This window comes from Arthrobacter sp. SD1074B (assembly GCF_056780195.1).
In genome coordinates, this window is sequence record NZ_JBRAZT010000001.1 from 1,512,672 (window position 1) to 1,539,082 (window position 26,411).

Below are 26,411 nucleotides of genomic sequence, written 5' to 3' on the forward strand. Positions count from 1 at the left end.
TCTGCGTTGCTTTGTAGCGCCGGGAGTTAGGCGTGGGTGGTTCGCTTCGCGGAGTACATCTCCTCGATCACGTTCTCGAAGTCCTTCATCACCTGGGCGCGCTTGACCTTCATGGACGGCGTCAGGTGGCCGGACGCTTCGGTGAAGTCGGAGGCCACGATCCGGAAGGACTTGATGGCCTCGGCCTGCGACACGGACTGGTTCGCGCGGTTGATGAGCTCCTGGACCGCGGCGGTGACGGCCGGGTTCCCGGTTGCCTCGGCGACGGTGGTCGATGCCGGGAGGCCGTGGCGCTGTAGCCAGCCCGGCAGTGCCTCCTCATCGAGCGTGACGAGCGCGCCGATGAAGGGGCGGTTGTCGCCCACCACGAGGACCTGCGAGACCAGCGCGTCGGCGCGGATCTGGTCCTCGAGCAGCGCCGGCACCACGTTCTTGCCGCCGGCGGTGACGATGATTTCCTTCTTCCGGCCGGTGATGGTCAGGAATCCCTGCTCGTCCAGCTGGCCGATGTCGCCGGTGCGGAACCAGCCGTCCTCGAAGGTCTCGGCCGTGAGGTCCTCGCGGTTGAAGTAGCCCCGCATCACGCAGACTCCCTTGGCGAGGATCTCGCCGTCGTCGGCGATTTTCACGGCGTTGCCGGGGATCGGTGCGCCGACGGTGCCGATCTTGATCAGCGAAGGCGTGTTGACCGTGATCGGGGCGGTGGTTTCGGTCAGGCCGTAGCCTTCGAGGATCTGCAAGCCGATGCCCTGGAAGAAGTGGCCGAGACGGGCGCCGAGCGGGCCGCCGCCGGACACCGCGTGCGCGACCTGGCCGCCCATGGCGTCACGGAGTTTGCCGTAGACCAGCTTGTCGAACAATGTGTGCTTGAGCCGCAGGCCCAGCCCCACCTTGCCGGCCTGCCGTGCCCGCGAATAGGCGATGGCGGTTTCCGCGGCGCGGTGGAAGATGGCACCCTTGCCGCCGTCCTCGGCCTTGGTCAGGGCGGAGTTGTAGACCTTTTCGAAGACCCGCGGCACTGCGAGGATGAAAGTCGGCTTGTAGCTCTGCAGGTCAGGCAGCAGATTCTTGATGTCCGGGGTGTGCGCGACGGTAACGCCGGCGGCCACCGCCAGCACCGAGATGAACCGGGCGAAGACGTGTGCCAGCGGGAGGAACATGATGGTCCTGGCCTGCTCGTGGACGATCTGGCCCAGGGACGTGGCCAGCACGTTGTCGGAGAGCTCGACGAAATTGCCGTGCGTGAGTTCGCAACCCTTGGGCCGGCCGGTGGTGCCGGAGGTGTAGATGATCGTGGCCAGGTCCTTGAGTGAGGCCTGGCGGCGGCGTTCCTCGAGCTCTTCGTCGCTGATGCCGGCGCCGGCGGCGCGTACCTCGTCGAGGGCGTCGCCTTCCAGCTGCCAGACGTGCCTCAGGCCGGTCAGGCCCTCCGAGCTCGCTGCCTGCCGGATGATGTCCTCGTGGTGGGCTGATTCGCCGAACGCGGCGACCGCGCCAGAGTCACCGAGGTTCCAGGCCACCTGCGAGGGGGAGGACGTCTCGTAGATCGGGACCGAGACGCCCCCGGCGAACCAAATCGCGAAGTCGATCAGGGCCCATTCGTACCGGGTGCGGGACATGATGCCGACGCGGTCGCCGGCCGCCACGCCGCTGGCCATCAGGCCCTTGGCGAGCAGGGAAACGTCGGCGAGGAAAGCGGTGGCCCGGACGTCCTGCCACTGTCCTGTGGCGTCGAGCCGTGAGAACAGGGCCGGGTTGGACGCCTTGGCGGCTTGGCGCAGCACCAGGTCGGTGATGTTCGTTTCCGGTGGGACGGTGACCAGGGGCGGGACACTGATTTCTCGCACGATAGCTCCTTTGATATCCATAGACCCGCAAGGGGGTACGACTAACAGTAGTATGTGGCCCCCGCGGGGTGTGTTGCACTTCACCTACTGGCGAGTAACTTTACGGTCAGGGGCCCGCTTGCGCCACTTCGCGGCGGTGCCGGAAGCCCGGCCGAGCCTCCATCTGCGGGCCCTAGAATGGGACACGATGCAAACACCAACACCCGGGCAGCAGCCCGCACCGCAGCGCAGGACGGCCGCCTGGCGGCGCAGGGCGCGGGCCTTCCCCGGCGCGGCGGAGGCAGGCGCCTTCCGCGGACACCTGCGGCTCGGACGCAAGGGCCTGGCGATCGGCGTCGACATTGGCGGCACCAAGGTGGCGGCCGGTGTGGTGGACGCCGAAGGTCGCATCCTCAGCCAGGCCAGGCGGTCAACTCCCGGTAACGATCCGCGTGCCGTCGAGCAGGTGATCGTTGAGCTCGTAGCGGAGCTGGGCCGCGGCCACCGCATCTGGTCGGTCGGGATCGGCGCGGCCGGCTGGATGGACCTGGACGGCGCCACCGTGCTGTTCAGCCCGCACCTGGCCTGGCGCAATGAGCCGCTGCGGGAAAACCTGCAGCGGCTGCTCCGCCGGCCGGTGTTGCTGACCAACGACGCTGATGCTGCCGGCTGGGCGGAGTGGCGCTTTGGCGCCGGCCGGGGCGAGAGCCGGCTGGTCTGCATCACCCTGGGCACCGGCATTGGCGGGGCCATGGTGATGGACGGCCGGCTGGAGCGCGGACGTTTCGGCGTCGCCGGCGAATTCGGCCACCAGATCATCATGCCCGGCGGGCACCGCTGCGAGTGCGGCAACCGCGGCTGCTGGGAACAGTACGCCTCAGGCAACGCGCTCGGACGGGAGGCCCGGGAACTGGCGGCGGCGAACTCGCCGGTGGCGCAGGAGCTGCTGAAGGCAGTGGACGGCCACGCCGAACGGATCACCGGCGTGACCGTCACCGAGCTCGCCAAGGCCGGCGACCCCACCGCCCGTGAATTGCTCGAAGAGGTAGGGGAGTGGCTGGGGCTTGGGCTCGCGAACCTGGCAGCGGCCCTGGACCCGGGCACCTTCGTGATCGGCGGCGGACTCTGCGACGCCGGCGAACTGCTCGTGGCCCCGGCGCGGAAGGCGTTCGCCCGCAACCTGACCGGCCGCGGTTTCCGCCCGGCAGCCAAGATCGAGCTTGCGGCCCTGGGTCCGAACGCCGGATTGATCGGCGCCGCGGACCTCTCCCGGGTCAGCAGCCGGATGCGCAGCTAGCGCCGGCCCGCGGCTGGCTGGACACGTGCCGGCTCAGTACAGCTAGACGCGGGCCCCGTCGTCGTCCTCGTCCTTTTCCTGCGGCAGCTTCGTGATCAGGAAGACCACCGAGGCCGCGAATGCGGCCACCATGCCGACGATTGCCAGCAGCGGTGCGGACCGCCAGAAGATGACGCAGAGCAACAGCGCGATCGGGCCGCCGACGGCGCCCAGCCAGGCCAGCACCGTCAGGGGATCGGACCCGGCCAGGCTGGGCGGTTCCTCGGGGACGAATGCGCCGTCGTCGTCATCGGGCTCGTAGTCCCGCGGGCCGGCCGGGGGATTCCGGCCCGCCGCGGCGTCGCCCGCGACGTCCGGGGGGCCCGGCCGACGCGCGGCCGGGGGTTCCGGCGGCTGCGGAGCGGCGAGGCCCAGCGGGTCGAAGTCGCGGAAGGACCGGGAGTCAGGGACTCCGGCAACGGGGCCGGCATCGGTGCCCTCGAGCCGGGCGACCAGATCCAGCCAGACGGCGTCGTCCTGGTTGGCGCCCGGGTCCGGGGACTCAGGATCGGGGGAGCCGGGATCGGATCTAGTCATCTGCCGTTTCTTTCTGGCTGGCGCTGGGGGCACCCGGGTTGTGGCCTTCCACCACCGACCGGATGAATTCGGCCGTGCCGCGGAAGATCCGGGGCGCGTCGTTGTCCATGGTAGCCACGTGGTAGCTGTTCTCCAGCCGGATGACCTCCAGCGGGGCGTTGCTCAGTCCGCGGCGCAGCGCGGCCACGCTGGTGTCGGAGACGACGTGGTCCACCGCGGAGCGGTAGACCCGGACCGGGGCGGTGACCCTGGGCAGCAGCCGCACGGTGTCCTTGAACATCTTGTTCAGCTCGTGGGCGGCCGCGACCGGAGTCCGCGGGTAGGCGCCTTCATCCACGCCTTCCTTGAGGATGTCGTTGGCAATGGCCGGGGTGCTCTTGAGCACGAACTTCAGGATCCCCGCAAGCGGCGCTCGAGGGTCGTCAATGACCAGCCCGGGATTCACCAGTACTGCCCCCGCCACCGGGCGGGTGGCGGCGAGCCGCAGCGCCAGGGCCCCACCCATGGAAAGCCCGGCCACGAAAACGTGGTCGCACTCGGCGGCCAGTTCCTGGTAGGCGGCGTCGATGCCCGCGTGCCAGTCCTGCCAGCGCGTCCGGGCCAGCTCCTGCCAGCTGGTGCCGTGCCCGGGCAGAAGCGGCATCCGTACGGCGTAGCCGGCCCCGGCAAGGAACTCGGCCCACGCCCGGACGCCGTGCGGGCTGCCGGTGAAACCGTGCGATACCACCACTCCGGTCCGGGGGCCGGATCCGGTGAACGGGCTGCTGAACGGCGAGTGGTCGGGGGCTGCGCTCATGGGTGCTCCGGCTTTCGTGGTTGCTCTGTGTCTCCCGGCCCACGGCCGGAAGGGACGGTGGACCGGACGGGGTACTGGACTGCGGACCCGGCTGCGTGCTGCTGGAAGAAGTGGGCGGACTGCGAGAAAATCGTGGGGGCGTCGACGTCGAGGGTTGCGACGTGGCCGCTGTCCGGCAGCGGCACTACGGAGAGGTCCCGCGATCCAAGGCGTTCGCGGAGCAGCGCCAGCGAGGACGGCGGCACCACCGAGTCGGCGTCGGACTTGAACACCAGCGCCGGTGCGGCGACGGCGGGCAGCTCGCGCAGGGTCGCGGTGAAAAGCTTGCGCAGCTGGTGGACGGCCGCCAGCGGGGTCAGCGAATAGTCGCCGTCCTGGGTTGTTGCCGCCGTGGACTCCGCCTCCCGGAGCGGGACCGTGGTGCGCTGCAGGTATTTAAGCAGCCCGATGTAGCGCACCCGGCGGTCGTAGAAGCTGAGCCCGGGATTGACGACGGCGACGCCGGCGACGCGGTGCCGGGCCGCGGTCCGCAGCGCGATGGTCCCGCCCATGGAAAGTCCGGCCACGAAGCAGGAGCGGGTTCCGGCGGCCAGGTCCAGGTAGGCGGACTCGAAGGCGCCGTACCAGTCCTGCCAGCCGTGCCGGGCGAGGTCCCGCCAGTCGGTGCCGTGTCCGGGCAGCAGCGGCACGGAGACCGCAAAGCCGAGGGCGGCCAGGTGGTCTGCCCAGGGCAGGACGCTGAGGGGGCTGCCCGTGAAGCCGTGGCAGATGGCGACTCCGGTGCCCGCGTTGGCGCCGTGGCCGGGGTAGCTGAAAGCGGCAGGCGTCATCGGAGTGCTGCTTTCGCTCATGAGCCCATCGTGTCACTGTTCGTGGCAAAACTCACTAGAGTAGGGTGTCATTGAAGTCCCGGCCGGGCCCGAGGAAGGGCCGGCCGGACGCCTGCCGGAGAGGTACACCACGTGTTTTATTGGTTCATGAAGACGTTCGTTCTTGGGCCGGTCCTGAAGTCGCTGTTCCGGCCCTGGGTCAAGGGGCTGGACAATGTTCCGGCAGAGGGCGCCGCGATCCTTGCCTCCAACCACCTCTCGTTCTCCGACTCCATCTTCATGCCGCTGATGGTGCCGCGGCCCGTGGTGTTCCTGGCCAAGTCCGAGTACTTCACCGGCAAGGGAGTCAAAGGCAAACTGACCGCCGCCTTTTTCCGCCTGACCAACCAGCTGCCGATGGACCGGTCCGGGGGAGCGGCGTCCGCCCGCTCGCTCGACGCCGGGATGGACGTGCTGAAGAACGGCTCGCTCCTGGGCATCTACCCCGAGGGTACCCGCAGCCCGGATTCCCGCCTGTACCGCGGGAAGGTCGGGGTCGCCAGGCTCGCCCTGCAGGCCCGGGTTCCGGTGATCCCGGTCGCGATGATCGGCACCGACAAGGTCCAGCCCATCGGCAAGCGGATGCCCAATATCCGGCGGATCGGGATGATCTTCGGGGAACCGCTGGACTTCAGCCGCTACTACGGCATGGAAGATGACCGCCTGATCCAGCGCTCCGTGACCGATGAAATCATGTACGAACTGATGCGGCTCTCCGGCCAGGAGTACGTCGACGAGTATGCTGCCGTGGTCAAACTTCGGCTCGCCGGGAAAGCCAGCGGGCAGCCGGAAGCCGGCACCGGCCAGGGTCCGGAGACGCCCGGAACTGTGTGACGGGACGCCGGCGGTCAATGACGCCGGGGGCCGCCGTTCACTGCCGGGGCAACTATCCTTAGAGGGTGACTGAGCTATCTGCGCCTTCAACGTCCCTCAACAACTCCAAGCTGGCCGGTTCTGCCCTGACCGGCTCCTCCCTGGGCTCGCTGACCAGCACGGCCCAGAGCGGTGCCGCGAATTATCCGGGGCTGGACCACTGGCGGGAACTGCCGGCCTCGCAACAGCCCAGCTGGTCCGATCCCGCAGTCTTTGAAGCCTCGGTGAAGGAACTCTCGGTCCTGCCGCCGCTCGTTTTCGCCGGCGAGGTGGACATCCTGCGCGAACGGCTCGCCGCTGCGGCGCAAGGCAAGGCCTTCCTGCTCCAGGGCGGTGACTGCGCGGAAACCTTTGAAGCGGCGACGGCGGACAAGATCAGCGCCCGGGTCAAGACGATCCTGCAGATGGCCGTTGTCCTGACCTACGGCGCGGCGATGCCCGTGATCAAAATGGGCCGGATGGCGGGGCAGTTCGCCAAGCCCCGCTCCTCCAACGATGAAACGCGCGAAGGCGTCACGCTGCCGGCCTACCGCGGCGACATCGTCAACGGCTACGACTTCACCCCGGAGTCCCGCGCCCACGACGCCAGCCGGATGCTCAAGGCGTACCACACCTCGGCGTCGACCCTGAACCTGATCCGTGCCTTTACGCAGGGCGGCTTCGCCGACCTGCGCCTCGTCCACCAGTGGAACAAGGGCTTCACGGAGAACCCGGCGCACGCACGCTACGAGTCGCTGGCGCGCGACATCGACCGGGCCATCAAGTTCATGGCCTCCTGCGGGGCGGACTTCGAAGCGCTCAAGCGTGTGGAGTTCTACGCCAGCCACGAGGCCCTGCTGCTGGACTACGAACGCGCCCTGACCCGCATCGACTCGCGGACCGGGCTGCCGTATGACACCTCGGCGCACTTCCTCTGGATCGGGGAGCGCACCCGGGAACTGGACCACGCACACGTCGACTTCCTCTCCCGCGTCCGCAACCCGATCGGCGTCAAGCTGGGCCCGTCAACGACGGGCGAGGACGCCCTGCGCCTGATCGACAAGCTGGATCCGAACCGGGAGCCGGGCCGGCTGACCTTCATCACCCGGATGGGTGCCGGCAACATCCGCGAGAAGCTGCCGCCCATCGTCGAACGGGTCACCGACTCCGGCGCGCAGGTCCTCTGGGTCACGGACCCGATGCACGGCAACACGGTCACCTCGCCGAACGGCTACAAGACCCGCAACTTCGACGACGTCATTGACGAGGTGCGCGGCTTCTTCGAGGTCCACCACGGCCTCGGCACCGTCCCGGGCGGCCTGCACGTGGAAATGACCGGCGACGACGTGGCCGAATGCCTTGGCGGCGCCGACCCGATCGACCAGGACGCATTCCTCGACCGCTACGAGTCGGTCTGCGATCCGCGCCTGAACCACATGCAGTCCCTCGAAATGGCGTTCCTGGTGGCGGGCGCCCTCTCCAAGCGCTAGGCGTCGGCCGGCCACCTCGGCCGGCAAAAACGGCACCGCCCCGGCTGGGTCCAGCCGGGGCGGTGCTGTTTTTGGAGGACGTGCAGGCCGGCGGCCGCGCCGGCCTCAGGTGACGGTGATTGTGACGAGCGAGCCTTCGGGCTGCTGCCCGGTCTTGTCCTGGCCGGCGACCAGGCCCAGCACCGATGAGCCGAAGGCGTAGTTGACCTTCACCTCGAAGCCGGCATCCTTGAGGGCCTTCACCGCCTCCTCCTCCGACTTGCGGAACACGTCCGGGACCTGGACGAATTTCGGCCCCTTGGAGATCGTCAGCGCCACGGCACCGCCCTTGGTGAGGTTCCCGGTGGCCGGTTCCTGGCTGGCGACCGCTCCCTTGGGCACGTCCCGGTCGAAAACGGGTTCCGGAGCGACGACGGCTTTGAGCCCGGCTGCTTCTAGCGTTTTCACCGCGGTCTCCTGGTCTTTGCCGCGCAGATCGGGCACCGGGATAGGCTGCGGCCCCTTGGAGACCGTCAACGCGACGGGCGTGCCGTGCTTGGCCGGAGTGCCTTTCCCGGGCTTCTGCGCCAGCACGGTTCCGGCTTTGGCGGCCTCGTCGTAGCGTTCCGTGACGGGGCCAAGTGCCATCCCGGCGCCGTTGAGGGCAGTCTTCGCCACGTCAAGCGCTTTGCCGCTCAGGTCCGGGAGGGGAAACAGTTCCGGGCCTTTGGAAACGGCGAGCGAGACCGTCTGGAACTTGCGGACCACCTGACCGGCGGGCGGCTCCGAGCCCACCACCAGCCCCGGCGACACGTTGTCATCGAAGACATCACGGGTGGTCGACTCGAACCCGGCCGTCCGGAGCAACTGCTGCGCCTCGGCCACGGTCTTATTGGCCAGCTGCGGAATGGTCCCGGGGGACCCGGGCCCCATGCCGAAGAACCAGCCGGCGCCGGCCGCGAGCAGCGCTACCAGGACCAGCACCAGGATCCAGGCCAGGCCTCGCCGCCGCGGGTTGCCGGTCCGCAGGCTGCGGCTGGGAGTCGCTGCCGCGCGCTGCCGCGCCTTTTCCTCGTCGCGGTCCTGCTTGCGCCGGGCCCGCTTGCTGGCGGGTTCCTGCCGGTCGTCCTCTGCGTCCTCCGAGTAGGCGCTGACCTCGTGTTCCCCGGGAGCAGCGAGCGGGCCGTAGGCGCCCGGCCGCGGCGGGCCGGAAAGCACGGTGGTCGGGTTGCTGCCGCGGCTGATGACTTCGGTGGGCTGCTGGAGGCCGCCGAGCAGTTCGGTGTGTCCTTCCCCGGCTGCGGGCCCGGCTCCGGCCGCCGCAACGGCGGCGGCGGATGAAGGCAGTGCGGCCGGGGGCCGCAGGTCCAGCTCGGCGTCGTTGAGGTTAGTCCGGATATGCCGGAGCTCCGAGAGCAGTGCGTTGCCGTCGACGGGACGCTTGTCGGGGTCGTTGGCGGTGCACCATTGGACGAGCTCGTCGAGCTCTTCGGCCAGCCCCGGGACCAGCGCCGACGGCGGTCCCACGGTGGAGTTCACATGCTGGTAGGCCACTTGGATGGGCACTTCGCCGTCGAACGGCTGCCGTCCGGTGAGCATCTCGTAGAGCATGATCCCGAGCGAGTAGATGTCGCTGCGGGCATCCGCCTGCTTACCCATCACGAGCTCGGGGGAGAGGTAGGCGACGGTCCCGATCAGCGCGCCGGTACTGGTGGTCGTGGTGATCGCCCGGGCCAGTCCAAAGTCCCCGATCTTGATCCGGCCGTCCTCGGCGATCAGCACGTTTTCCGGCTTGACGTCCCGGTGGATGAGGCCGGCGGCGTGGGCGGCTCCGAGGCCTTCGACGACGGGATCGATCAGCGCCAGGGCAAGCCGGGGGGTGAGGGCGCCCTTTTCCTTGATCACATCCCGCAGGGTGTGCCCCTTGATGAATTCCATCACCAGGTAGGCCAGCGGGCCGTCGTCACCCTGGTCCAGGACCCCAACGACGTGCGGGTGCGAGAGCCGGGCGGCCGCCTTGGCTTCGCGGCCCAGCCGGTCCAGGAACTGCGGGTCTCCGGCCATGTGCGGGTGCAGGACTTTGAGGGCCACATCCCGCTCGAGCCGCCGGTCGGTGGCGAGGTAGACGGTGGACATCCCGCCGCGGGCCAGCTTTGAGCGAATCAGGTACCGGTTGTCCACCAGGGTCCCGACGAGAGCGTCCGATGTGTATTCCTGCACCCTTTGATCCTAAGCTCTGCACGGAAACGGGCCCGGATCGACATGCAACCCGGGCCCGTATCGTTACGCGGCGGAGGCTTTGCCCCCGCGCGGCTGTTCTAGCTGAAGCTCTTCTTCAGGCTCTTGATCGAAGCCACGTAGGCCTTTGTATCCTCGTACATGCCCCGGGTGTTGACCGAGTACTGGCCCTGGTAGTAGCCAGCGATCGCGTAGTCCAGGTTCTTGCTGGTGCTGACCAGCTGGCGGATGATGGCAACGCCTGCTGTGGCGTTGTCGTACGGGTCCAGCAGGTTCAGCTTGCGGCCCACAAGGTCAGAGGCCCACCCGCCGGAGGAGGGGATGACCTGCATGGTGCCGATGGCGTTCGCCGGGGACACGGAGCGGTGGTTGAAGCCGGACTCCTGGTAGGCGAAGGCCAAGGCCAGTGACGGTTCCACGCCCATCCGGCGCGCGGTGTCAGCCACAATCTGCTTCATCTGCTCGCGCGTGGGAACCGGTGCAGCGTTGAGCAGCGCCTTGTTCTGGTTGGCGGAGCTGACGACAGCCTTCGGGTAGTGGAAGCCCAGGAACGAGCTGGGCACCAGCGGGGCGGCGGGGGTCACCGGGGTGACCGGCTTGCTGGAGGCCGGCTTGATGGTCCCGGTTCCGGCGCCAGGAATGACGAGCTTGTTGCCGGGGTAGATGATGCTGCTCATGGTCAGCCGGTTCGCCGACAGGACGGCCGAGAGCTTCACCCCGTGCCGGGCAGCGATGCCGGAGAGAGTGTCGCCGGACTTGATCGTGTAGGAACCAGAGCTGGCGGGCTTCGGAGCCGCGGGCCGGGCCGGTGCGGGCTTCGGTGCAGCGGTAGGGGCAGGTGCGGCTGCTCCGGCGCCGATCTTGATCTTCTGGCCGGGGTAGATGATGGAGCGCATGTTCAGCCCGTTACGGCTGAAGACGTCGGACAGCTTGACGCCGTGACGGGCTGCGATGCCGCTCAGGGTGTCGCCGGACTTGACCGTGTAAACGCTGCCGCCGCTGACGCTGGCCCGGACGGGCGCGGGCTTTGCCGTCACCGCTTTGGCCGGGGCGGTTGCCGTGCCGGTGAGCCTGATCTTCTGGCCCGGGTAGATCACCGAATTCGCCCGCAGCTTGTTCAGCGTCAGGACGGACTGGGAGTTCAGGCCGTACCTGGCGGCGATCGCGCTGATCGTATCGCCGCGCACAATCGTGTACTGCGCCGGGGCCGAGACTTTCGCCGGACGGAGCCCGCTGGGAAGGGCGGCGGGGACGGAACCGGACGGAATCAGCGCGGACGGCTGGGAGGCGGCGGCCTGGCCCTGGGCCTTCATGGCTGCCGCAAGCGTCGCCGGGATCGCCCGGGGGCGGGGCTCCGCAGCGGCCGGCTGGGCGATCGCCAGAGAGGAAAGCACGACGGCGGGCAGCGCCGCCGTCGTCGCCGCAATCAGCGGGAGGCCGTGCCTCGGGTTGGTTTTTGGCGAACGTGACGTCGTCATGGGAAAAATCCTCTTCTCAGCGGCGGACGCTGCAGTTCAGGCCGGTGTTACTGGTGTTAACAGTGTGACTAAAGGTACTGCAGTTACAAATGTGATCTAAGCGAATGTCTCATGAATTGCGAATTAGCACAAGAACTGTTTGACATTCTGCAATCGGCGACATCGGTGCGTGTCGCCGGGGCATGACGGCCCGCCCGGGCCGGCGCGACGGCGGGGAGGGCCGGGACGGCCATGGTGGAACCCCGGGGGGCCATTTCGGGAAGGTAGGGAGGTATATAAGGACGGGTTCATGAGGAGGCCGCGGTTGCAGGTCGTTGCCGACTAGGCGCATTCCGGTCCGGCATGGCAATCTTGATCCGTGAGTACTGTAGAAAGCCTTGTAGGCGAATGGCTGCCCCTGCCCGACGTAGCCCAGCTGCTGAACGTTTCCATCACCAAGGTTCATGCCCTGCTGGACGAGCGCGCGTTGGCGGCTATCCGGGTCGGTGACCGGCGGATCCGCTCCGTGCCGGCGGCGTTCATCCAGGATGGCCACGCCGTGGAGAGCCTGAAGGGCACGATCGTTGTCCTCTCCGACGCCGGCTATTCGGACGAAGAACTTATCACCTGGCTGTTCACCCCGGACGAGTCCCTGCGCGGGCGTCCGATCGACGCGCTGCGCGAAGGACGCAAGACGGAAATCCGGCGGCGCGCGCAGACCATGGCCTGGTAGGCCCTTCCTGATGGCACGATGAAGGCCGTGCACGGCGCTTGGCGCTGTGCACGGCCTTTCTGTACCCGGGTCCGCCGCCGGCCGGCTATGCGGATCGGCTAAGCAGTCCGGCTGACCGCGGCCTCGGCCAGCTTGCGCAGGGCTGTCTTGGGCAGTTCATCCAGCGGCAGCAGGTCCAGGGCCTCGAAAGCGGCCCGGCCGAATTCCTCGATCAGGACCTCGGTGGCCTGCAGCGCACCGCAGTCGACGATGATCCGGCGGATTTCCTCGACCTCCCCGGTGGTCAGGTCCGGGCTGCCGAGCCTGGCGTCAATGAAGCTCGATTCCGCCGGCGCGGCCTGGTCGAGGGCGAAGGCCACCAGCACCGTGCGCTTGCCCTCCCGTAGGTCGTCGCCGGCCGGCTTGCCGGTGGTGACCGGGTCACCGAAGACCCCCAGCACGTCGTCGCGAAGCTGGAAGGCCTCGCCGAGAGGCAGAGCGAAGGCCGAGTAGCCGCGCAGCAGCTCGTCCGAGGCGCCGGCCAGGGCACCGCCCAATGCGAGCGGGTGCTCGGTGGAGTACTTGGCAGACTTGAAGCGGATGATGGACTGGGCCCGGCTGACCGCGCCGGCGCGGTCGCGGTGCGGCCCGGCCACCTCTTCGAGGATGTCCAGGTACTGGCCGGCCATGACCTCGGCGCGCATCAGGTTGAAGATGAGCCGGGCCTGGCTGCCGGAAGCCGCCCGATCGCCGATTTCGGTAAACGATTCCTCGCTGAAGGACAGGCAGAGGTCGCCGGTCAGGATTGCGGCAGCGTGGCCGAAGCGTTCCGGATCCAGGGCCCAGCCCTGGCTCGCGTGCAGCTCGGTGAAGCGGCGGTGCACGCTGGGGCCGCCCCGGCGGGTGTCCGACCGGTCAATGATGTCGTCGTGGATCAGGGCGGCGGCCTGGAACAGCTCCAGCGCCGAGCCGGCCGTGACCACTTCACCGGCGCCGGCGTCGCCGCCCGCGCCGCGCCAGCCCCAGTAGCACATCAGGGCGCGAAGGCGCTTGCCGCCGGTGACAAGGTTGGAAATAGACCCCATCAGGGGATCAATGTCCGGGGAAATGGCGGACATGACAGTGGTGCGCGCGGCCAGGAAATCGGTCAGCTTACCGGCGACGGCGGCCACGAAGCCGGTCTGCTCCACCCGGAGTTGTTCGGCCAGGCTCACTTGACGGACTTTGCGGCGACGTTGGCGCCGATGGTGTAGGTGGAGACGCCGGCAGTCTCCACGACGGCGAGGTTCACGGTTTCAGTGCCGCCTCGCAGGAAGTCCTTGGACGCCACCGATCCGACCTTCTCGCCTGGGACGGCTTTGAATCCCTGGCTCTCCAACTTCTTGCTGTAGAACGCCACGACACCGGCAGCCGGCGAGGTGATCTTTGCCACCAGGGCAACCGTGGCCGGGGTGCCGGTCTTGTCGAAACTGCTGGATTCCACCTGGGCGCCCGGCATGACCGGCAGCAGGGTCTTCGGGAAACCCTCCACCAGGGCGCCCACGGTGGCGGAAGTGCCGGGTTCGGCTGAGGGGCTGGGAGGGGCCGTGGTGGAGGCCTGGGCGGTGGACTGTGCCGCGGACGTTGACTCCGAGGCCGTAGGCGACGATGCCGCCGTGGCTCCGGGGGCGGGGGTACACGCGGCCAGGGCCAGCAAAGCGCCGGCGGCGGCCAAGGCCGCCACGGCGCGGTTGCGCTCTCCAATAACCTTCACGGGGGTATTCCTCCTGGTGTTGACGCCGGATTCAGCCTCCAGTTTAGTCAGTCGCTGCGGATAGGATTGATGCGTGGGGCCGGACAGCGAAAATCAGCGAGGGGAACAAGACAGCGAAGCCAGGCTTCGCGAACTCCGCCGCAGCAGCATCCTGCACGTGGACATGGACGCCTTCTTTGTCTCGGTGGAACTCCGCAGCCGGCCCGGGCTCAAGGGACGGCCCGTGATCGTCGGTTACCCCGCGGACCGGTCCGTGGTGCTGTCGGCCTCCTACGAAGCCCGCAAGTTCGGCGTTAAATCCGCGATGCCGATGGCGGTCGCGTCGCGGATGTGCCCGTCGGCGATCATCATCGAACCCCGCCACAAGCTCTACTACGAGGTTTCCGGCCAGATTATGGCCATCTTCGGATCCATCACCGACCTTGTGGAACCGCTAAGCGTCGACGAGGCCTTCCTCGACGTCGGCGGTGCCATCCGGCGCCTCGGACCGCCGCGGGAAATCGGCGAACTGATCCGCCGCAGGGTGGAGGGTGAACTGGGCATCACGGCGTCGGTGGGGATCGCAGCCAGTAAGTTCGTCGCCAAGATCGCGTCGACCCGGTGCAAACCGGACGGCCTGCTGTTGATTGGTCCGGACGAGACGGTGCCGTACCTGCACACCCTGCCGGTCAACGCGCTGTGGGGCGTCGGCGCCAAGACCGTGGAGGTGCTCGCCCGGATGGGCATCCGGACCGTCGCCGATGTCGCCGCGACGCCGCTGCCGTCCCTGCGGAAGATCCTCGGCGCCACGGGGGAGCACGTCTACCGACTGTCCTGGGGGATCGATCCCCGCCCGGTGACCCCCGTCCGGCTGGAAAAGAGCATCGGAGCGGAAGAGACCTTTGCGGTGGACACGGCCGATGACGCACTGCTGCACCGCGAGTTGCTGCGGCTCTCGCACCGCACGGCGGAACGGTTGCGGAGCGCCGGCATGCACGCCCGGACCGTGGCGCTGAAGCTGCGCTACGCGGATTTCTCCACGATCACCCGCAGCCGCACCGTCAGCACCCCGATAGACAGCGCCCAGCTGCTCTACGGCGTCGCGGTCCAATTGCTGGAGTCCGTGGGCCAGCGGCCCATGACCGTGCGCCTCGTCGGAATCCGCGCGGAGCAGCTCGAGGAAGCCGCCCAGGCGCCGCTGCAGCTCAGCCTGGACCGCCGGGACGACAACTGGCGCGCGGCCGAGCAGGCGCTGGACCGCGTGACCCGCAAGTTCGGCAACAAATCGGTCCTTCCGGCCCGGTTGCTGGACCCGGGACCCGGTCCCGGCTGAGCCGCCGTCCTGCGGAACCAGGCCGTTGCGGGTGGGGTGCGCATCCGGCTGCGGTGAAGGGCCCGCCGACCCCCTCGGAGCCGGGCTGGCGTCTTTCAGAACAGGGCGCAACAAACTATCCTTAGATATACGTAGTTTTCGAACGACCGGATCAAACGTTCGGATTGCCGGCCAGCCAACTAAACACCTCACGGGGAACCGCGGATCCACATTTCACCAATGGCGGGAAATGGGACCGGGAACTGGGAACCAGCCGGGAAGCCCGGTCGTTAGGGGTTTAGGGACAAGGGCCGCGTCAAGTCCGGACGTTGGCCGACTTAAGGAGGTCGTGATGCCGCTCTCGGAGCACGAACAGAAGTTGCTGGAGCAACTTGAGAAGCAGCTGCACGAGGACGATCCCAAGTTTGCCAGCTCGATGGGATCGGATCCGGGTCGTTCCTGGTCCACCCGTCATCTGGTCATCGGCGTCCTCGGCGCCCTCGGGGGCATCCTGCTGCTGTTGCTGGGCGTCTCGTTGCAGAGCATCCTGGTGGGTGTGCTTGGCTTCGTCGTTATGGGCGCCGGGGTGTACTTCGCCACGATGCGCAGCTCGGGCGGCAAGGCCAGGGCAGGTGCCGCCGGCGGAAAACCCGGCAAACCGCGCAGTTCGTTTATGAGCAACCTTGAGGAGCGCTGGGAGGAACGGCACCGCGGGGACTCCTGAGGCCCCGACTGCTTCCGCAGCCGCCCCTGATCCTCCATTCCGCACCACTAAGACTTCCTAAGGCCACAAAAGACCCGCTTCGGCGGGTCTTTTGCCGTTTGTGCCGTTATAAGCCGTCCGTCACCCGGGTTCACCGGATCGGTTGCTCCGTTGCGGCCCTTTTGGCGTGCCTAAACGGCGGTTATGGAGCAGCCGACGCGCGGCCGGTTCGGCGCGGGTCCCTCCACTGCGCCCCACTTTTCCCGCTTCCCTTTATTTCCAAGGAACATCCGGCCGAAAAAGCACCCGAAATTGGTCAAAAAAACACCGGATGTCGTTGACGGGGGAGCGAAGTGGAGTAATGTGGAGGACGTAAGAGGGTAGTGGCAGCACAGGGGACGTTGGACTTCCTACAACAGACAGGCGGTGGGCCGTGTTTCTCGGCACACATTCGCCGCGTCTGGATGAGAAGGGTCGCATCATCCTCCCAGCGAAGTTCCGTGAGGAACTTGCCAGCGGCCTGGTTCTCACACGGGGCCAGGAACGTTGCATCTACGTCTTCAGTGAGGCGGAATTCGGCCGGGTTCACGAGCAAATGCGGGAGGCTCCAATCTCCTCCAAGCAGGCTCGCGACTACATCCGCGTTTTCCTCTCTGGAGCATCCGACGAGGTACCTGACAAGCAGGGGCGCGTGACGATTCCGCCGGCGCTCCGGGAGTACGCAGGTCTCGGCAGGGAGTTGGCCGTCATCGGCGCCGGCACCCGGGCTGAGATCTGGGACGCCCAGGCCTGGAACGAGTACCTGGCCGAAAAGGAAACCGCCTTCTCGGAAACCGACGACGCCATCCCGGGAATTCTCTGAAACCCGGCAGGCGCCCGCACCACCAGCACCACCCGTTTCTTGACCGAGATCTCCAGCCGCCCATCCGGCAGTTCACCTGGCTCACTTCCCCGGAGCCAGGCGGACCGCAGGGTAGGCGCGGATGGGGATCTGGATCAAGAAGCAGTAAAGCCGCACAGCACGATCCCGCAGCAGGACCGACAGCCACTCCAGCAAATGAAAGGACGCAGGCATGAGTGACGACTCCAACCAGGCGAAGCCTACGTCCGAACGCCATGTACCGGTCCTCAAGGACCGGTGCATCAATTTGTTGGCACCGGCTTTCGAAGAAGCCCGACGCCGCGGCGAGACGCCCGTCGTCGTCGACGCCACGCTCGGCATGGGCGGACATTCCGAGGCCATGCTGCAGCGGTTCCCGGACCTGCACCTGATCGGCATCGACCGTGACGAGGAGGCGCTCGCCCTGGCCGGGGAACGCCTGGCGCCCTTCGCCGACCGGATCGATCTGGTCCACGCGGTGTACGACGAGATCCCCGACGTCCTGGAGGACCTGGGCTTCCGCGAGGTCCACGGCATCCTGATGGACCTTGGCGTCTCCTCGCTGCAGCTGGATGAGCGGGAACGCGGCTTCGCCTATTCGTTCGACGCGCCGCTGGACATGCGGATGGACACCAGCCGCGGCCAGACCGCCGCCGACGTCGTCAACAACTACAGCGAAGAGGACCTCGTCCGGATCATCCGGAAGTGGGGCGAGGAGAAGTTCGCCGGCCGGATCGCCAACCGGATTGTGGCGGCCCGGGCGGAGAAGCCTTTCACCACCACCGGGGAACTCGTCGAGACCATCCGCGCTGTCGTGCCCGCCGGTGCTGCCAAGAGCGGCGGGCACCCCGCGAAGCGGACCTTCCAGGCTCTCCGGATCGAGGTCAATGAGGAACTCGAAGTCCTGGAGCGTGCGATCCCGGCGGCCGTGGCCGCGATCGCCCTGGGTGGCCGCGTCGTGGTGATGTCCTACCACTCGCTGGAAGACAAGATCGTCAAAGGGGTCTTCCAGGCCGGCTCCAGGTCCTCGGCGCCGCTCGGCTTCCCGGTGGAACTCGAGGAACACAAGGCCGAACTCAAGACCCTGACAAAGGGCACCGAGGTGCCCACCGCCGCAGAAATCGCAGAAAACCCACGCGCCGCTTCCGCCAGGCTCCGCGCCGTGGAACGCATCAAAGCCAGGAGAGTCGCATGAGCACCGCCGCCGTCAACAGCTTCCCCGTTGCCACCGCTGCCACGGCCCGTGCCCTCCCGGACCTGCACCCGGCTGCGCCTGTCCGCAAGTCCCGCACCCCGCTCTCCGTGGTCCGGACGGTCCCGCGCAAACGCCGGGCACCGTTCGTCGTGATGTGCTTCGGAATCCTGGCATTGGCGCTGATGGCCGTGCTGGTCCTCAACATCTCCGTCTCGTCGGCGCAGTACCAGCTGGTGGAGCTGAGGGCCAAACAGTCCACGCTGACCAAGCAGAACCAGGACCTCACCCAGCAGGTACAGAACTTCGACGCCCCGCAGAACCTGGCCGCCAAGGCCACGGAACTGGGCATGGTGGCCTCCGCAGGCAAGGGCCAGATCGACCTGTCCACCTTGTCCGTCACCGGGCAGGCCAAACCGGCAGTCAAGGGCGACGCCCCCGGCGCCGTCATTGCCGCGCCGGCAGTTGCGGGCCAGGTCAACGTGGTCCCCTCCGTGTCGGAGGACGAGCCGTTGCTCAACCGCAAGCCGGCCGAGCCCACCACGGCCCCCGCCGCTGCACCGGCTGCACCGTCCCCGGCCGCCAAGGCGCCCGCGCCGGCCGTGGACCTGCACGGCGGATCCGTCCCCGCCCCTGCGCAGAAGGCCCCCGGTAAGTAGCAGAGGGGACCAAACGACCAGCCCGGCAAGCAGCAAGGAATCATCGTGGCGCAGAACACCGGCAAGGCACGGACAGGCAAGACGCCGAGCGCCACGCGGCGGCTGCGGCTAGGGCTGGGCATTATGCTCTCGCTCCTGCTGGTGGTCGGGGGGAAGCTCTTCCTGGTCCAGGGCCTCGACGTCGGCGGTATGGCCGAGGCGGCACTGCAGAACCGGCTCAAGCCGATCGAGCTGCCCGCGGAACGCGGCAGCATCCTGGACTCCCGTGGCACTGTCCTGGCCAGCAGCGTGATCCGTTACAACGTCGTGGTGGACCAGACCGTGAATACCAACACGGAATCCTTCCCGCGGCTCGAAAAGGTCGACGGCAAGGACACCGTCGTCAAAATCCCGCGCGAGCAGGGCATCGAAGAACTCGCCGCCGTGCTGGGCATGAAAAAGGACGACCTCAAGGCGGCGCTGACCGGCACGCAGCGCTACTACATCGTGGCCAAGGACATCCGGCCCGACGTTGAGGACCGCATTTCCAAACTCCAGATCCCCGGCATCGTGACTGAGGGCACCAGCAAGCGTGTCTATCCCAACGGCTCCGTCGCCGGCGGGATCGTCGGCTTCCTCAAGGACGGCACCACCGGCCAGGCCGGCCTCGAACAAACCCAGGACGAGGTGCTCAGGGGCACCGCGGGTAAGCGGCTCTTCGAAATCGGCGCCGACGGGCTGCGGATCCCTGTGGGCGTGGACCAGTTCACCCCGGCCGTCAACGGCAAGGACATCAAGCTCACCCTGAACTCGGACCTGCAGTACTTCGCCCAGCAAGCCATCCAGAGCCAGAAGGACAAACTCAGCGCCGAGTGGGGCATCATCATCGTCGCCGACGTGAAGAACGGCAACATCATCGCGATGGCGGACACTGACGCGCCGGACCCCAATGACCCCGGCAAGGTGGCCGCCAAGGACCGCGGCGTGCGTGCAGTGACGGCAGCCTATGAGCCGGGCTCGGTGGAGAAGATGATCACCGCCGCGTCCGCGATCGAGGAAGGCACCGCCCGCCCGCTGGACAAATTCACCATTCCGCCGACGTACACCGTGGATGGCCAGACGTTTACCGATGCCTTCGAGCATGGCACCGAGCAGCGCACCCTGGCGGGCATCGTCGGCTATTCGATGAACACGGGCACGGTCATGGTGGGCCAGCGGCTCAGCAAGCAAAAGCGGCACGACTGGCTGCAGAAGTTCGGCATCGGCGAAGCGCCGGACATCGGCCTGCCGGCCGAGTCCAAGGGCATCCTGACGCCCGCCGACCAGTGGGACGGCCGCCAGCAGTACACCGTGCTGTTCGGCCAGGGCGTTGCGCAGTCGACCCTGCAAACCGTCCGCGCCTACCAGAGCATCGCCAACGGCGGCGTGATGCTCCAGCCGCGCCTGATCGACAGCTACATCAGCCCCGACGGCACCGAGGAGAAGGTCCCGGCCAAGCCCAGCCGGCAGATTGTGTCCAAGGACACCGCACGGCAGGTGCGCGACATCCTGGAAAGCGCAGTCACCGAGGGCGAAATCAAGGACGCCGCAATTGACGGCTACCGCGTGGGAGCCAAGACCGGCACCTCCGAATCACCGTGCGACGACGGCAAGTCCGGCTTCTGCGGCTACACCGCCTCAATGGTGGGGATGGCGCCGATGGACGATCCGCGGTTTATTGTTGAAGTGGTCCTGCAACGGCCCAAGGGCAGCATCTACGGCATTACCAACGGGCCCGTCTTCCGTTCGGTGATGAGCCAGACGCTGCGCACCTACAACGTCGAGCCGTCCACCGGGAAGCCGGTCAGGCTGCCGCAGTACGCCAAATAGCACCCAGCACCACGAGTCAGCAGCACCAACCAGTTCCACGCAGCACGGCCTGCGTGCGGGGTCCTTTCCCGTGCGCGGCGCCCGATGCCCCAGCACCGCAACGGAGATCCCCTTGTCAGAGCTCAATGCCCAGGACGCGGCAGCCGCACCGTCCGGCCAGGACTCCACCTCGGCGTTCCGGCCCACGGCGGTCGCCGCGGTGCCGCTCGAAACCATCGGCGAGTGGATCGGCGTCGTCGTTCCCGGCGCCTCCGCCGCCGTCCCGGTGACCGGGATCTCGCTGAACTCCCGGGCGGTCCTGCCGGGGGACCTGTACGTAGCGCTCCCCGGCGCCACCCGGCACGGCGCGGATTTCGTCTCCCAGGCGGTGGACGCCGGCGCCGTCGCCGTCCTGACCGACGACGCCGGGGCGCGCCTGCTGGCGCTCTCCAGCGACATCCCGGTGCCCGTGCTGCTGGCCGCGGAGCCGCGCAGCCTCGTGGGGCGGCTCTCCGCACTGATCTACCGGAACCGGCCGGAGGACGGGGCGTCGCCGGCCCTCTTCGGCGTCACCGGGACCAACGGCAAGACCACGACTACCTACTTCATCAACTCCCTGCTGCAGGCGCTGGGCCAGAAGACCGGGCTGATCGGAACCATCGAGATCCTCGCCGGCGCCGAAGCAATCCCGAGCCTGCTCACCACCCCTGAATCGACGGACGTGCACGCCCTGCTGGCGCTCATGCGCGAACGCGGCCTGGATACCGCGTCGATGGAGGTGTCCTCGCACGCCATCTCCTTCCACCGGGTCGACGGCGTAGTGTTCGACGTGGCCGGCTTCACCAACCTGACGCAGGACCATCTGGACCTGCACGGGACCATGGACGAGTACTTCGAGACCAAGGCCCGGCTCTTCACGGCGCAGCGCGCCCGCGCCGCCGTCGTGACGGTCGACGACGAGTGGGGCCGGAAGCTCGCCGACGGCGCCGGTATCCCCGTCACAACCCTCGCCACGAACACGGCCGCGGCCTCCGGCGACGCTGCGGACCTGGCCGCTGACTGGACTGTGGTCCATCCGCGGCAGCGCGGACTCGGCACCGAGTTCGGCCTGCGGCACCGGGGCGGCACCGAACTGCGCGTGCACACCGGCCTGCCCGGAAGCTTCAACGTGGCCAACGCCGCCCTGGCCACCGCCATGGTCCTGGCCGGCGGCGCCGCTCCGGCCGAGGTGCAGGCCGCCCTTGACAGTGCGGACCCCTTCACCGTGGCCGTCCCCGGCCGCATGCAGCTCGTGGCCACGGCTCCGGCCGCCGTGGTCGATTTCGCCCACAACCCGGACGCCCTCGCCCGTGCGCTTGAGGCCGTCCGCCCCGCGCAGCCGGGCTCGAAAGTGATTATCGTCTTTGGCGCCACCGGCCAGCGCGACCAGGGCAAGCGCCCCGCGATGGGGGCCATCGCGGCCCGGCTCGCGGACGTGGTGATTGTCAGCGACGATGACCCGCACGATGAGGACGCGGCGGCGATCCGCGCCGACGTGCTGGCTGGAGCCCTCGAGGCCAAGGCCAGCGAACACCTTGACTGCACCGTCCTGGAGGTTTTCCCCCGCGACGCAGCCATCCGCAAGGCGGTGGAACTGGCCGGACCGGAGGACACCATCCTGGTTGCCGGCCGCGGCCACGAGGTCTGGCAGGAGGTGAAGGGCGTCAACCTGGCGCTCGATGACCGGGTGGAGCTGCGTTCCTCCTTGACAGCACGAGGATTCACCGTTCTCGATGACCAGCGGATAGAGTCCTAAACCGAGATGATTGCATTTACCGCGGCGGAAATCGCCGAAATAACCAACGGCCGGCTGGCCGCCGAACCGGGGATCACGCCCGGCTCCGTGGTGACCGACTCCCGCGAAGCCACGGCGGGTTCCCTCTATGTGGCCAAGCCGGGCGAAGCCGCCGACGGGCACGATTTCGTGGCCGCCGCGTTCGACCGCGGAGCCGTGCTGGCCCTCGTGCAGCGGGATGTCGCCGCCGCCGACGGGCGCAACTACCCGGCCGTCGTCGTCGAGGACTCCGTGCTGGCCATGGGCGCCCTTGCCGCCGAGGCCGTCCGCCGGATCCGCGCCCGCCGCGCAGCCGGGGGAGCGGCGTTCACCGTGATCGGCATCACCGGGTCCGCGGGCAAGACCACCACCAAGGACCTGCTGGCCGGAATCCTCGCCGAAGACGGCGAAACGGTCGCGCCGCAGGGTTCCTACAACGGCGAAGTCGGCGTCCCGCTGACCGTCTTCAAGGCCGGGTTCGAGACCCGCTACCTCGTGATCGAGATGGGCGCCACCGGCATCGGCCACATCCGCTACCTCGCGGACATGGTCCGCCCGGAGATCGGCGTTGTGCTCTGCGTCGGCACCGCGCACGCCGGCGAGTTCGGCGGAGTCGAGAACATCGCCCTGGCCAAGGGCGAACTGGTCGAAGCCCTGCCCGCCGACGGCACGGCCGTGCTGAACCTGGATGACGCCCGGGTGGCCGCCATGGCCGTCCGCACGTCCGCAACCGTCCTCGGCTTCTCCGCGCAGCCCGCGCGGGCCGGACAGGACGCCGCCATCCAGGCCACGGACGTCGAGTTAAACGCCGCAGGCAACCCGGAATTCGACCTCGTGCTTGCCGGCGACGGCGCCGGCCACCACGTCGCAGCGAAGCTGATCGGGGCCCACCACGTGGGCAACCTGCTGGCCGCGGCGGGCGCGGCACACGCCGCCGGAATTCCCGGCGCGCAGATCGCCGCGTCGCTGAGCGCCCAGGCAGCGGCGAGCCGCTGGCGGATGGAACGCACCGAGCGGCCCGACGGCGTGACCATCATCAACGACGCTTACAACGCAAACCCGGAGTCCATGCGCGCCGCCCTGCGGACGCTCGCGGACCTGGGCCGCGGCCGCCGGACTTGGGCCGTGCTCGGCGCCATGCTGGAACTTGGCGAGGATTCCATCCGCGAGCACACCGCCGTGGGAACCCAGGTGGTCCGGCTCAACATCTCCCGGCTGCTGGTGATCGGGCGCCAGGCCCGCGCCCTCTACGTCTCCGCGGTCAACGAGGGATCCTGGGGCGACGAATGCCTTTTCGCCGAAACCGCGGACGAGGCCTACGAGATCCTGCGCTCCGAACTCGAGCCCGGCGACCTTGTCCTCTTCAAGTCCTCCAACAGCATCGGCCTGCGCCATTTGGGGGATCGGATAGCATTACCCCCACTGGCGCCGGACGCGGCTGCCGGGGATCCCGCCGGGAACCCTGCTGAATCCACCGCGGGGACCGCCGCTGAATGGAGCACGCTGCCGTGATCGCACTGCTGATGGGCTCCGGCCTGGCCCTGCTGCTCTCCTTCCTGGGCACCCCGCTCTTTATCCGCTTCCTGGTCCGCAAGAGCTACGGACAGTTCATCCGGGACGACGGACCCACGTCGCACCACACCAAGCGCGGCACGCCCACCATGGGCGGCACCGTGGTCGTGGTCGCGGTACTGGTCAGCTACGGCATCACGCACCTCGTGATGTGGATGATGAACCCCCGTTCGCCGGGCCCGTCCGCCTCCGCGCTGCTGCTGCTCTTCCTGATGGTCGGCATGGGCCTTGTCGGCTTCCTGGACGACTTCATCAAGATTTCCGCCCAGCGCAGCCTGGGCCTCAACGCCAAGGCCAAACTGATCCTGCAGGCCGCGGTCGGCATCATCTTCGCCGTCCTCGCGCTGAACTTCCCGGACGAGAACAACGTCACGCCGGCGTCCTACCAGATCTCCCTGGTCCGCGACATCCCGTGGCTGAACCTCGCGTTCGGCGGCACCGTGCTGGGCGCCATCCTGTTCGTGCTCTGGTCCAACCTGATCGTTACCGCCGCGACCAACGGGGTGAACCTCACGGACGGCCTTGACGGCCTGGCCGCCGGCGCGTCCGTGATGGTGTTCGGCGCCTACACGATCATCGGGATCTGGCAGAGCAACCAGGCCTGCGGCTCGCCGCGCCAGGCCGGCAGCGGCTGCTACACCGTCCGCGATCCCCTCGACCTCGCGCTCCTTGCGGCCATCCTCAGCGCCGCGCTGGTCGGCTTCCTCTGGTGGAACACGTCCCCGGCGAAGATCTTCATGGGCGACACCGGGTCACTGGCCATCGGCGGCGCCGTCGCCGGCTTCGCGATCCTGTCCCGGACCGAACTGCTGCTCGCCTTCATCGGCGGCCTCTTCGTGCTGATCACCCTCTCGGTGATCATCCAGGTCGGCTACTTCAAGATCACCAAGGGAAAGCGCTTCTTCAAGATGGCCCCTTTGCAGCACCACTTCGAGCTCAAGGGCTGGGCGGAAGTCACTGTCGTGGTCCGGTTCTGGATCCTCTGCGGGCTCTTCGTCGCCGCCGGCCTGGGCATCTTCTACGCCGAGTGGGTGGTGCTGCTGTGAGCGGCACCATTCCCGAACCGCTGTCCAGCTCCCCGCGGCTGGAGCACCTCACCAGCTGGGACTCGGACTGGGCGGGGCTCCGCGTGGTCGTCACCGGCATCGGCATCTCCGGCTTCGCGGCCGCCGACACCCTGATCGAGCTGGGCGCCTGTGTAGTTGTGGTGGACGCCGCGGACAGCGCCAAGGCGCGCGCCCAGGCGGACACCCTCCGGATTGTCGGCGCCGCCGAGGTGCTCCTCGGCGAGGACGCCGTGATCACGGTGCCCAGGGTCGACGGCGAAAAGCCCGACCTGATCGTCACCTCACCCGGCTGGCGGCCCGATCAGGCCCTCCTCGCCGCTGCCGCCCGGGCGCACATCCCGGTCTGGGGCGACGTCGAACTCGCCTGGCGGGTGCGCGAACGCAAGGGCCGCAAGACCGCGGACTGGCTCACGATCACCGGAACCAACGGCAAGACCACCACCGTCGGCCTCACCGAATCGATGCTTCAGGCCGCGGGCCTCAAGGCGATCGCGGTCGGCAACGTCGGCACCCCGATCCTGGACGCCCTCCGCGACCCGGTGGACTACGACGTCTTCGCCGTCGAACTTTCCAGCTTCCAGCTGCACTGGAGCCACTCCGTGTCACCGGTCGCCAGCGTGTGCCTCAACGTCGCCGAAGACCACGTGGACTGGCACGGCTCCTACGACTCCTACCTGGCGGACAAGGCCAAGGTCTACGAGCGTACGCAGAAGGCGTGCATTTACAACGCCGAGCAGATCGAAACCGAGCGGATGGTCGAAGACGCCGACGTGGTGGAGGGCTGCCGCGCGGTGGGCTTCACCACGGTCACCCCGGCGATCAGCATGCTGGGCGTCGTCGAGGGCCTGCTGGTGGACCGGGCGTTCATCCCCGAGCGCAAGGACAGGGCCGCCGAACTGGCCGCGATGTCCGACCTGGGTCCGGTAGCGCCCCGGCACATGGTCGCCAACGCCCTGGCCGCGGCCGCCCTGGTGCGGGCCTACGGCGTGGAACCGTCCGCCGTCCGCCAGGGGCTGCAGAACTACCTGCCCGGAGACCACCGCATCCAGCCGGTCGCCCGGCACGAGGGTGTGCTCTGGATCAACGACTCCAAGGCCACCAACCCGCACGCCGCCGCGGCCTCGCTGTCGGCGTTCCAGCACGTGGTCTGGATCGCCGGAGGGCTGTCCAAGGGTGTGAATTACGACTCACTGGTCCGGGACAACGCCGCCCGGCTCAAGGCCGTGGTGCTGATCGGCGCGGACTCGTCGGACCTGCTGGCCTCGCTCCAGCGACACGCGCCGGATGTCCCCGTGATCGGCCCGGCCAAGGGCGAAACTGAAGACGTGCAGACTGCCGAAACGGCCTCCGCCCACGCAGGCCCCTCACCGATCTTCGGTGAGACTGTGATGGCACGGGCCGTAGCATCGGCGGCGCAGCTGGCCGCCCCGGGGGACACTGTGCTGCTGGCCCCGGCAGCTGCATCCATGGATCAGTTCTCTTCCTATGCTCACCGTGGCGACGCCTTCATCGAAGCTGTCCGCGAGCTCGTGGAAGGGCAGGCTCAGACCACCGAGGAGTAG

At 68.2% G+C, this 26,411-nt stretch carries 22 protein-coding genes; 14 read left to right on the forward strand and 8 right to left on the reverse strand.

Annotation, left to right across the window (positions count from 1 at the left end; genetic code table 11):
- Nucleotides 1-26: 26 nt before the first annotated feature.
- Nucleotides 27-1,847 carry an AMP-dependent synthetase/ligase gene (locus tag ACUYM2_RS07010; RefSeq protein ID WP_481599421.1) on the reverse strand — a complete coding sequence of 607 codons (1,821 nt, stop codon included), beginning with the start codon at nucleotides 1,845-1,847 and terminating at the stop codon, nucleotides 27-29.
- 187 nt (nucleotides 1,848-2,034) lie between these two features.
- Here ACUYM2_RS07010 and ACUYM2_RS07015 point away from each other — a divergent pair, with 187 nt between their 5' ends.
- Complete coding sequence (locus ACUYM2_RS07015; RefSeq protein WP_481599422.1) at nucleotides 2,035-3,123, forward strand: ROK family glucokinase; 1,089 nt, start codon at nucleotides 2,035-2,037, stop codon at nucleotides 3,121-3,123.
- Between the two features lie 42 nt (nucleotides 3,124-3,165).
- Here ACUYM2_RS07015 and ACUYM2_RS07020 read toward each other — a convergent pair whose 3' ends face one another.
- From ACUYM2_RS07020 to ACUYM2_RS07030, 3 genes are read right to left on the reverse strand one after another with little or no spacing between them, the layout of a single operon-like run.
- The gene (locus ACUYM2_RS07020; protein ID WP_481599423.1) at nucleotides 3,166-3,699 is read right to left on the reverse strand and encodes a hypothetical protein; all 534 of its coding nucleotides are present in this window, start codon (nucleotides 3,697-3,699) and stop codon (nucleotides 3,166-3,168) included.
- Nucleotides 3,692-4,495, reverse strand: a complete 804-nt coding sequence (locus ACUYM2_RS07025) for an alpha/beta hydrolase (protein WP_481599424.1) — start codon at nucleotides 4,493-4,495, stop codon at nucleotides 3,692-3,694. The genes ACUYM2_RS07020 and ACUYM2_RS07025 overlap by 8 nt, the downstream gene beginning before the upstream one ends.
- Nucleotides 4,492-5,346 (reverse strand): alpha/beta hydrolase, encoded by an 855-nt coding sequence (locus ACUYM2_RS07030; RefSeq protein WP_481599425.1) that lies wholly within the window; start codon nucleotides 5,344-5,346, stop codon nucleotides 4,492-4,494. The genes ACUYM2_RS07025 and ACUYM2_RS07030 overlap by 4 nt, the downstream gene beginning before the upstream one ends.
- A 111-nt stretch (nucleotides 5,347-5,457) precedes the next feature.
- Between ACUYM2_RS07030 and ACUYM2_RS07035 the strand changes: the two genes are divergently transcribed.
- Together ACUYM2_RS07035 and ACUYM2_RS07040 are read left to right on the forward strand one after the other, a co-directional pair.
- Nucleotides 5,458-6,198, forward strand: a complete 741-nt coding sequence (locus tag ACUYM2_RS07035; RefSeq protein WP_481599426.1) for a lysophospholipid acyltransferase family protein — start codon at nucleotides 5,458-5,460, stop codon at nucleotides 6,196-6,198.
- Nucleotides 6,199-6,338: 140 nt separating this feature from the next.
- Nucleotides 6,339-7,706 carry a class II 3-deoxy-7-phosphoheptulonate synthase gene (locus ACUYM2_RS07040; RefSeq protein WP_481601428.1) on the forward strand — a complete coding sequence of 456 codons (1,368 nt, stop codon included), beginning with the start codon at nucleotides 6,339-6,341 and terminating at the stop codon, nucleotides 7,704-7,706.
- A 105-nt stretch (nucleotides 7,707-7,811) separates the two neighbouring features.
- Here ACUYM2_RS07040 and ACUYM2_RS07045 read toward each other — a convergent pair whose 3' ends face one another.
- On the reverse strand, nucleotides 7,812-9,905 hold the full coding sequence (locus ACUYM2_RS07045; RefSeq protein ID WP_481599427.1) for a protein kinase domain-containing protein: 2,094 nt from the start codon (nucleotides 9,903-9,905) through the stop codon (nucleotides 7,812-7,814).
- Between the two features lie 98 nt (nucleotides 9,906-10,003).
- Entirely contained in the window at nucleotides 10,004-11,401 is a 1,398-nt protein-coding gene (locus tag ACUYM2_RS07050) for a lytic transglycosylase (RefSeq protein WP_481599428.1), read from the reverse strand.
- 358 nt (nucleotides 11,402-11,759) lie between these two features.
- Here ACUYM2_RS07050 and ACUYM2_RS07055 point away from each other — a divergent pair, with 358 nt between their 5' ends.
- On the forward strand, nucleotides 11,760-12,113 hold the full coding sequence (locus tag ACUYM2_RS07055; RefSeq protein ID WP_481599429.1) for an Rv2175c family DNA-binding protein: 354 nt from the start codon (nucleotides 11,760-11,762) through the stop codon (nucleotides 12,111-12,113).
- 98 nt (nucleotides 12,114-12,211) lie between these two features.
- On the opposite strand, the gene ACUYM2_RS07060 is transcribed toward ACUYM2_RS07055, so the two are convergent.
- Together ACUYM2_RS07060 and ACUYM2_RS07065 are read right to left on the reverse strand one after the other, a co-directional pair.
- A complete protein-coding gene (locus tag ACUYM2_RS07060) occupies nucleotides 12,212-13,306 on the reverse strand; it encodes a polyprenyl synthetase family protein (RefSeq protein ID WP_481599430.1) in 1,095 nt (364 codons plus the stop codon).
- A complete protein-coding gene (locus ACUYM2_RS07065; RefSeq protein WP_481599431.1) occupies nucleotides 13,303-13,845 on the reverse strand; it encodes a hypothetical protein in 543 nt (180 codons plus the stop codon). The genes ACUYM2_RS07060 and ACUYM2_RS07065 overlap by 4 nt, the downstream gene beginning before the upstream one ends.
- Before the next feature lie 73 nt (nucleotides 13,846-13,918).
- Between ACUYM2_RS07065 and dinB the strand changes: the two genes are divergently transcribed.
- From dinB to murD, 10 genes are all read left to right on the forward strand, one after another.
- On the forward strand, nucleotides 13,919-15,157 hold the full coding sequence (dinB, locus tag ACUYM2_RS07070; RefSeq protein WP_481599432.1) for a DNA polymerase IV: 1,239 nt from the start codon (nucleotides 13,919-13,921) through the stop codon (nucleotides 15,155-15,157).
- A 331-nt stretch (nucleotides 15,158-15,488) separates the two neighbouring features.
- Nucleotides 15,489-15,860 (forward strand): DUF3040 domain-containing protein, encoded by a 372-nt coding sequence (locus ACUYM2_RS07075; protein ID WP_481599433.1) that lies wholly within the window; start codon nucleotides 15,489-15,491, stop codon nucleotides 15,858-15,860.
- 412 nt (nucleotides 15,861-16,272) lie between these two features.
- On the forward strand, nucleotides 16,273-16,701 hold the full coding sequence (gene mraZ, locus ACUYM2_RS07080) for a division/cell wall cluster transcriptional repressor MraZ (protein ID WP_138769645.1): 429 nt from the start codon (nucleotides 16,273-16,275) through the stop codon (nucleotides 16,699-16,701).
- Between the two features lie 211 nt (nucleotides 16,702-16,912).
- Nucleotides 16,913-17,914 (forward strand): 16S rRNA (cytosine(1402)-N(4))-methyltransferase RsmH, encoded by a 1,002-nt coding sequence (rsmH, locus tag ACUYM2_RS07085; RefSeq protein ID WP_481599434.1) that lies wholly within the window; start codon nucleotides 16,913-16,915, stop codon nucleotides 17,912-17,914.
- Nucleotides 17,911-18,570, forward strand: coding sequence for a cell division protein FtsL (gene ftsL, locus ACUYM2_RS07090; protein WP_481599435.1), 660 nt, complete (start codon nucleotides 17,911-17,913; stop codon nucleotides 18,568-18,570). The genes rsmH and ftsL overlap by 4 nt, the downstream gene beginning before the upstream one ends.
- Nucleotides 18,571-18,615: 45 nt before the next feature.
- Complete coding sequence (locus tag ACUYM2_RS07095; RefSeq protein WP_481599436.1) at nucleotides 18,616-20,418, forward strand: peptidoglycan D,D-transpeptidase FtsI family protein; 1,803 nt, start codon at nucleotides 18,616-18,618, stop codon at nucleotides 20,416-20,418.
- Nucleotides 20,419-20,530: 112 nt separating this feature from the next.
- Nucleotides 20,531-22,192 carry a UDP-N-acetylmuramoyl-L-alanyl-D-glutamate--2,6-diaminopimelate ligase gene (locus ACUYM2_RS07100; protein WP_481599437.1) on the forward strand — a complete coding sequence of 554 codons (1,662 nt, stop codon included), beginning with the start codon at nucleotides 20,531-20,533 and terminating at the stop codon, nucleotides 22,190-22,192.
- A 6-nt stretch (nucleotides 22,193-22,198) separates the two neighbouring features.
- A complete protein-coding gene (locus ACUYM2_RS07105) occupies nucleotides 22,199-23,722 on the forward strand; it encodes a UDP-N-acetylmuramoyl-tripeptide--D-alanyl-D-alanine ligase (RefSeq protein ID WP_481599438.1) in 1,524 nt (507 codons plus the stop codon).
- Entirely contained in the window at nucleotides 23,719-24,828 is a 1,110-nt protein-coding gene (mraY, locus tag ACUYM2_RS07110) for a phospho-N-acetylmuramoyl-pentapeptide-transferase (RefSeq protein ID WP_481601429.1), read from the forward strand. Before ACUYM2_RS07105 ends, mraY begins: the two co-directional genes overlap by 4 nt.
- Nucleotides 24,825-26,411 carry a UDP-N-acetylmuramoyl-L-alanine--D-glutamate ligase gene (gene murD / locus ACUYM2_RS07115; RefSeq protein WP_481599439.1) on the forward strand — a complete coding sequence of 529 codons (1,587 nt, stop codon included), beginning with the start codon at nucleotides 24,825-24,827 and terminating at the stop codon, nucleotides 26,409-26,411. The genes mraY and murD overlap by 4 nt, the downstream gene beginning before the upstream one ends.

What these genes read in the sequence shown, in the direction of transcription:
- ACUYM2_RS07015 (WP_481599422.1), top strand. Translation starts at nt 2,035, where the DNA reads ATGCAAACACCAACACCCGGGCAGCAGCCCGCACCGCAGCGCAGGACG.
- ACUYM2_RS07020 (WP_481599423.1), bottom strand. Translation starts at nt 3,699, where the DNA reads ATGACTAGATCCGATCCCGGCTCCCCCGATCCTGAGTCCCCGGACCCG.
- ACUYM2_RS07025 (WP_481599424.1), bottom strand. Translation starts at nt 4,495, where the DNA reads ATGAGCGCAGCCCCCGACCACTCGCCGTTCAGCAGCCCGTTCACCGGA.
- ACUYM2_RS07030 (WP_481599425.1), bottom strand. Translation starts at nt 5,346, where the DNA reads ATGAGCGAAAGCAGCACTCCGATGACGCCTGCCGCTTTCAGCTACCCC.
- ACUYM2_RS07050 (WP_481599428.1), bottom strand. Translation starts at nt 11,401, where the DNA reads ATGACGACGTCACGTTCGCCAAAAACCAACCCGAGGCACGGCCTCCCG.
- ACUYM2_RS07075 (WP_481599433.1), top strand. Translation starts at nt 15,489, where the DNA reads ATGCCGCTCTCGGAGCACGAACAGAAGTTGCTGGAGCAACTTGAGAAG.
- rsmH (WP_481599434.1), top strand. Translation starts at nt 16,913, where the DNA reads ATGAGTGACGACTCCAACCAGGCGAAGCCTACGTCCGAACGCCATGTA.
- ftsL (WP_481599435.1), top strand. Translation starts at nt 17,911, where the DNA reads ATGAGCACCGCCGCCGTCAACAGCTTCCCCGTTGCCACCGCTGCCACG.
- ACUYM2_RS07105 (WP_481599438.1), top strand. Translation starts at nt 22,199, where the DNA reads ATGATTGCATTTACCGCGGCGGAAATCGCCGAAATAACCAACGGCCGG.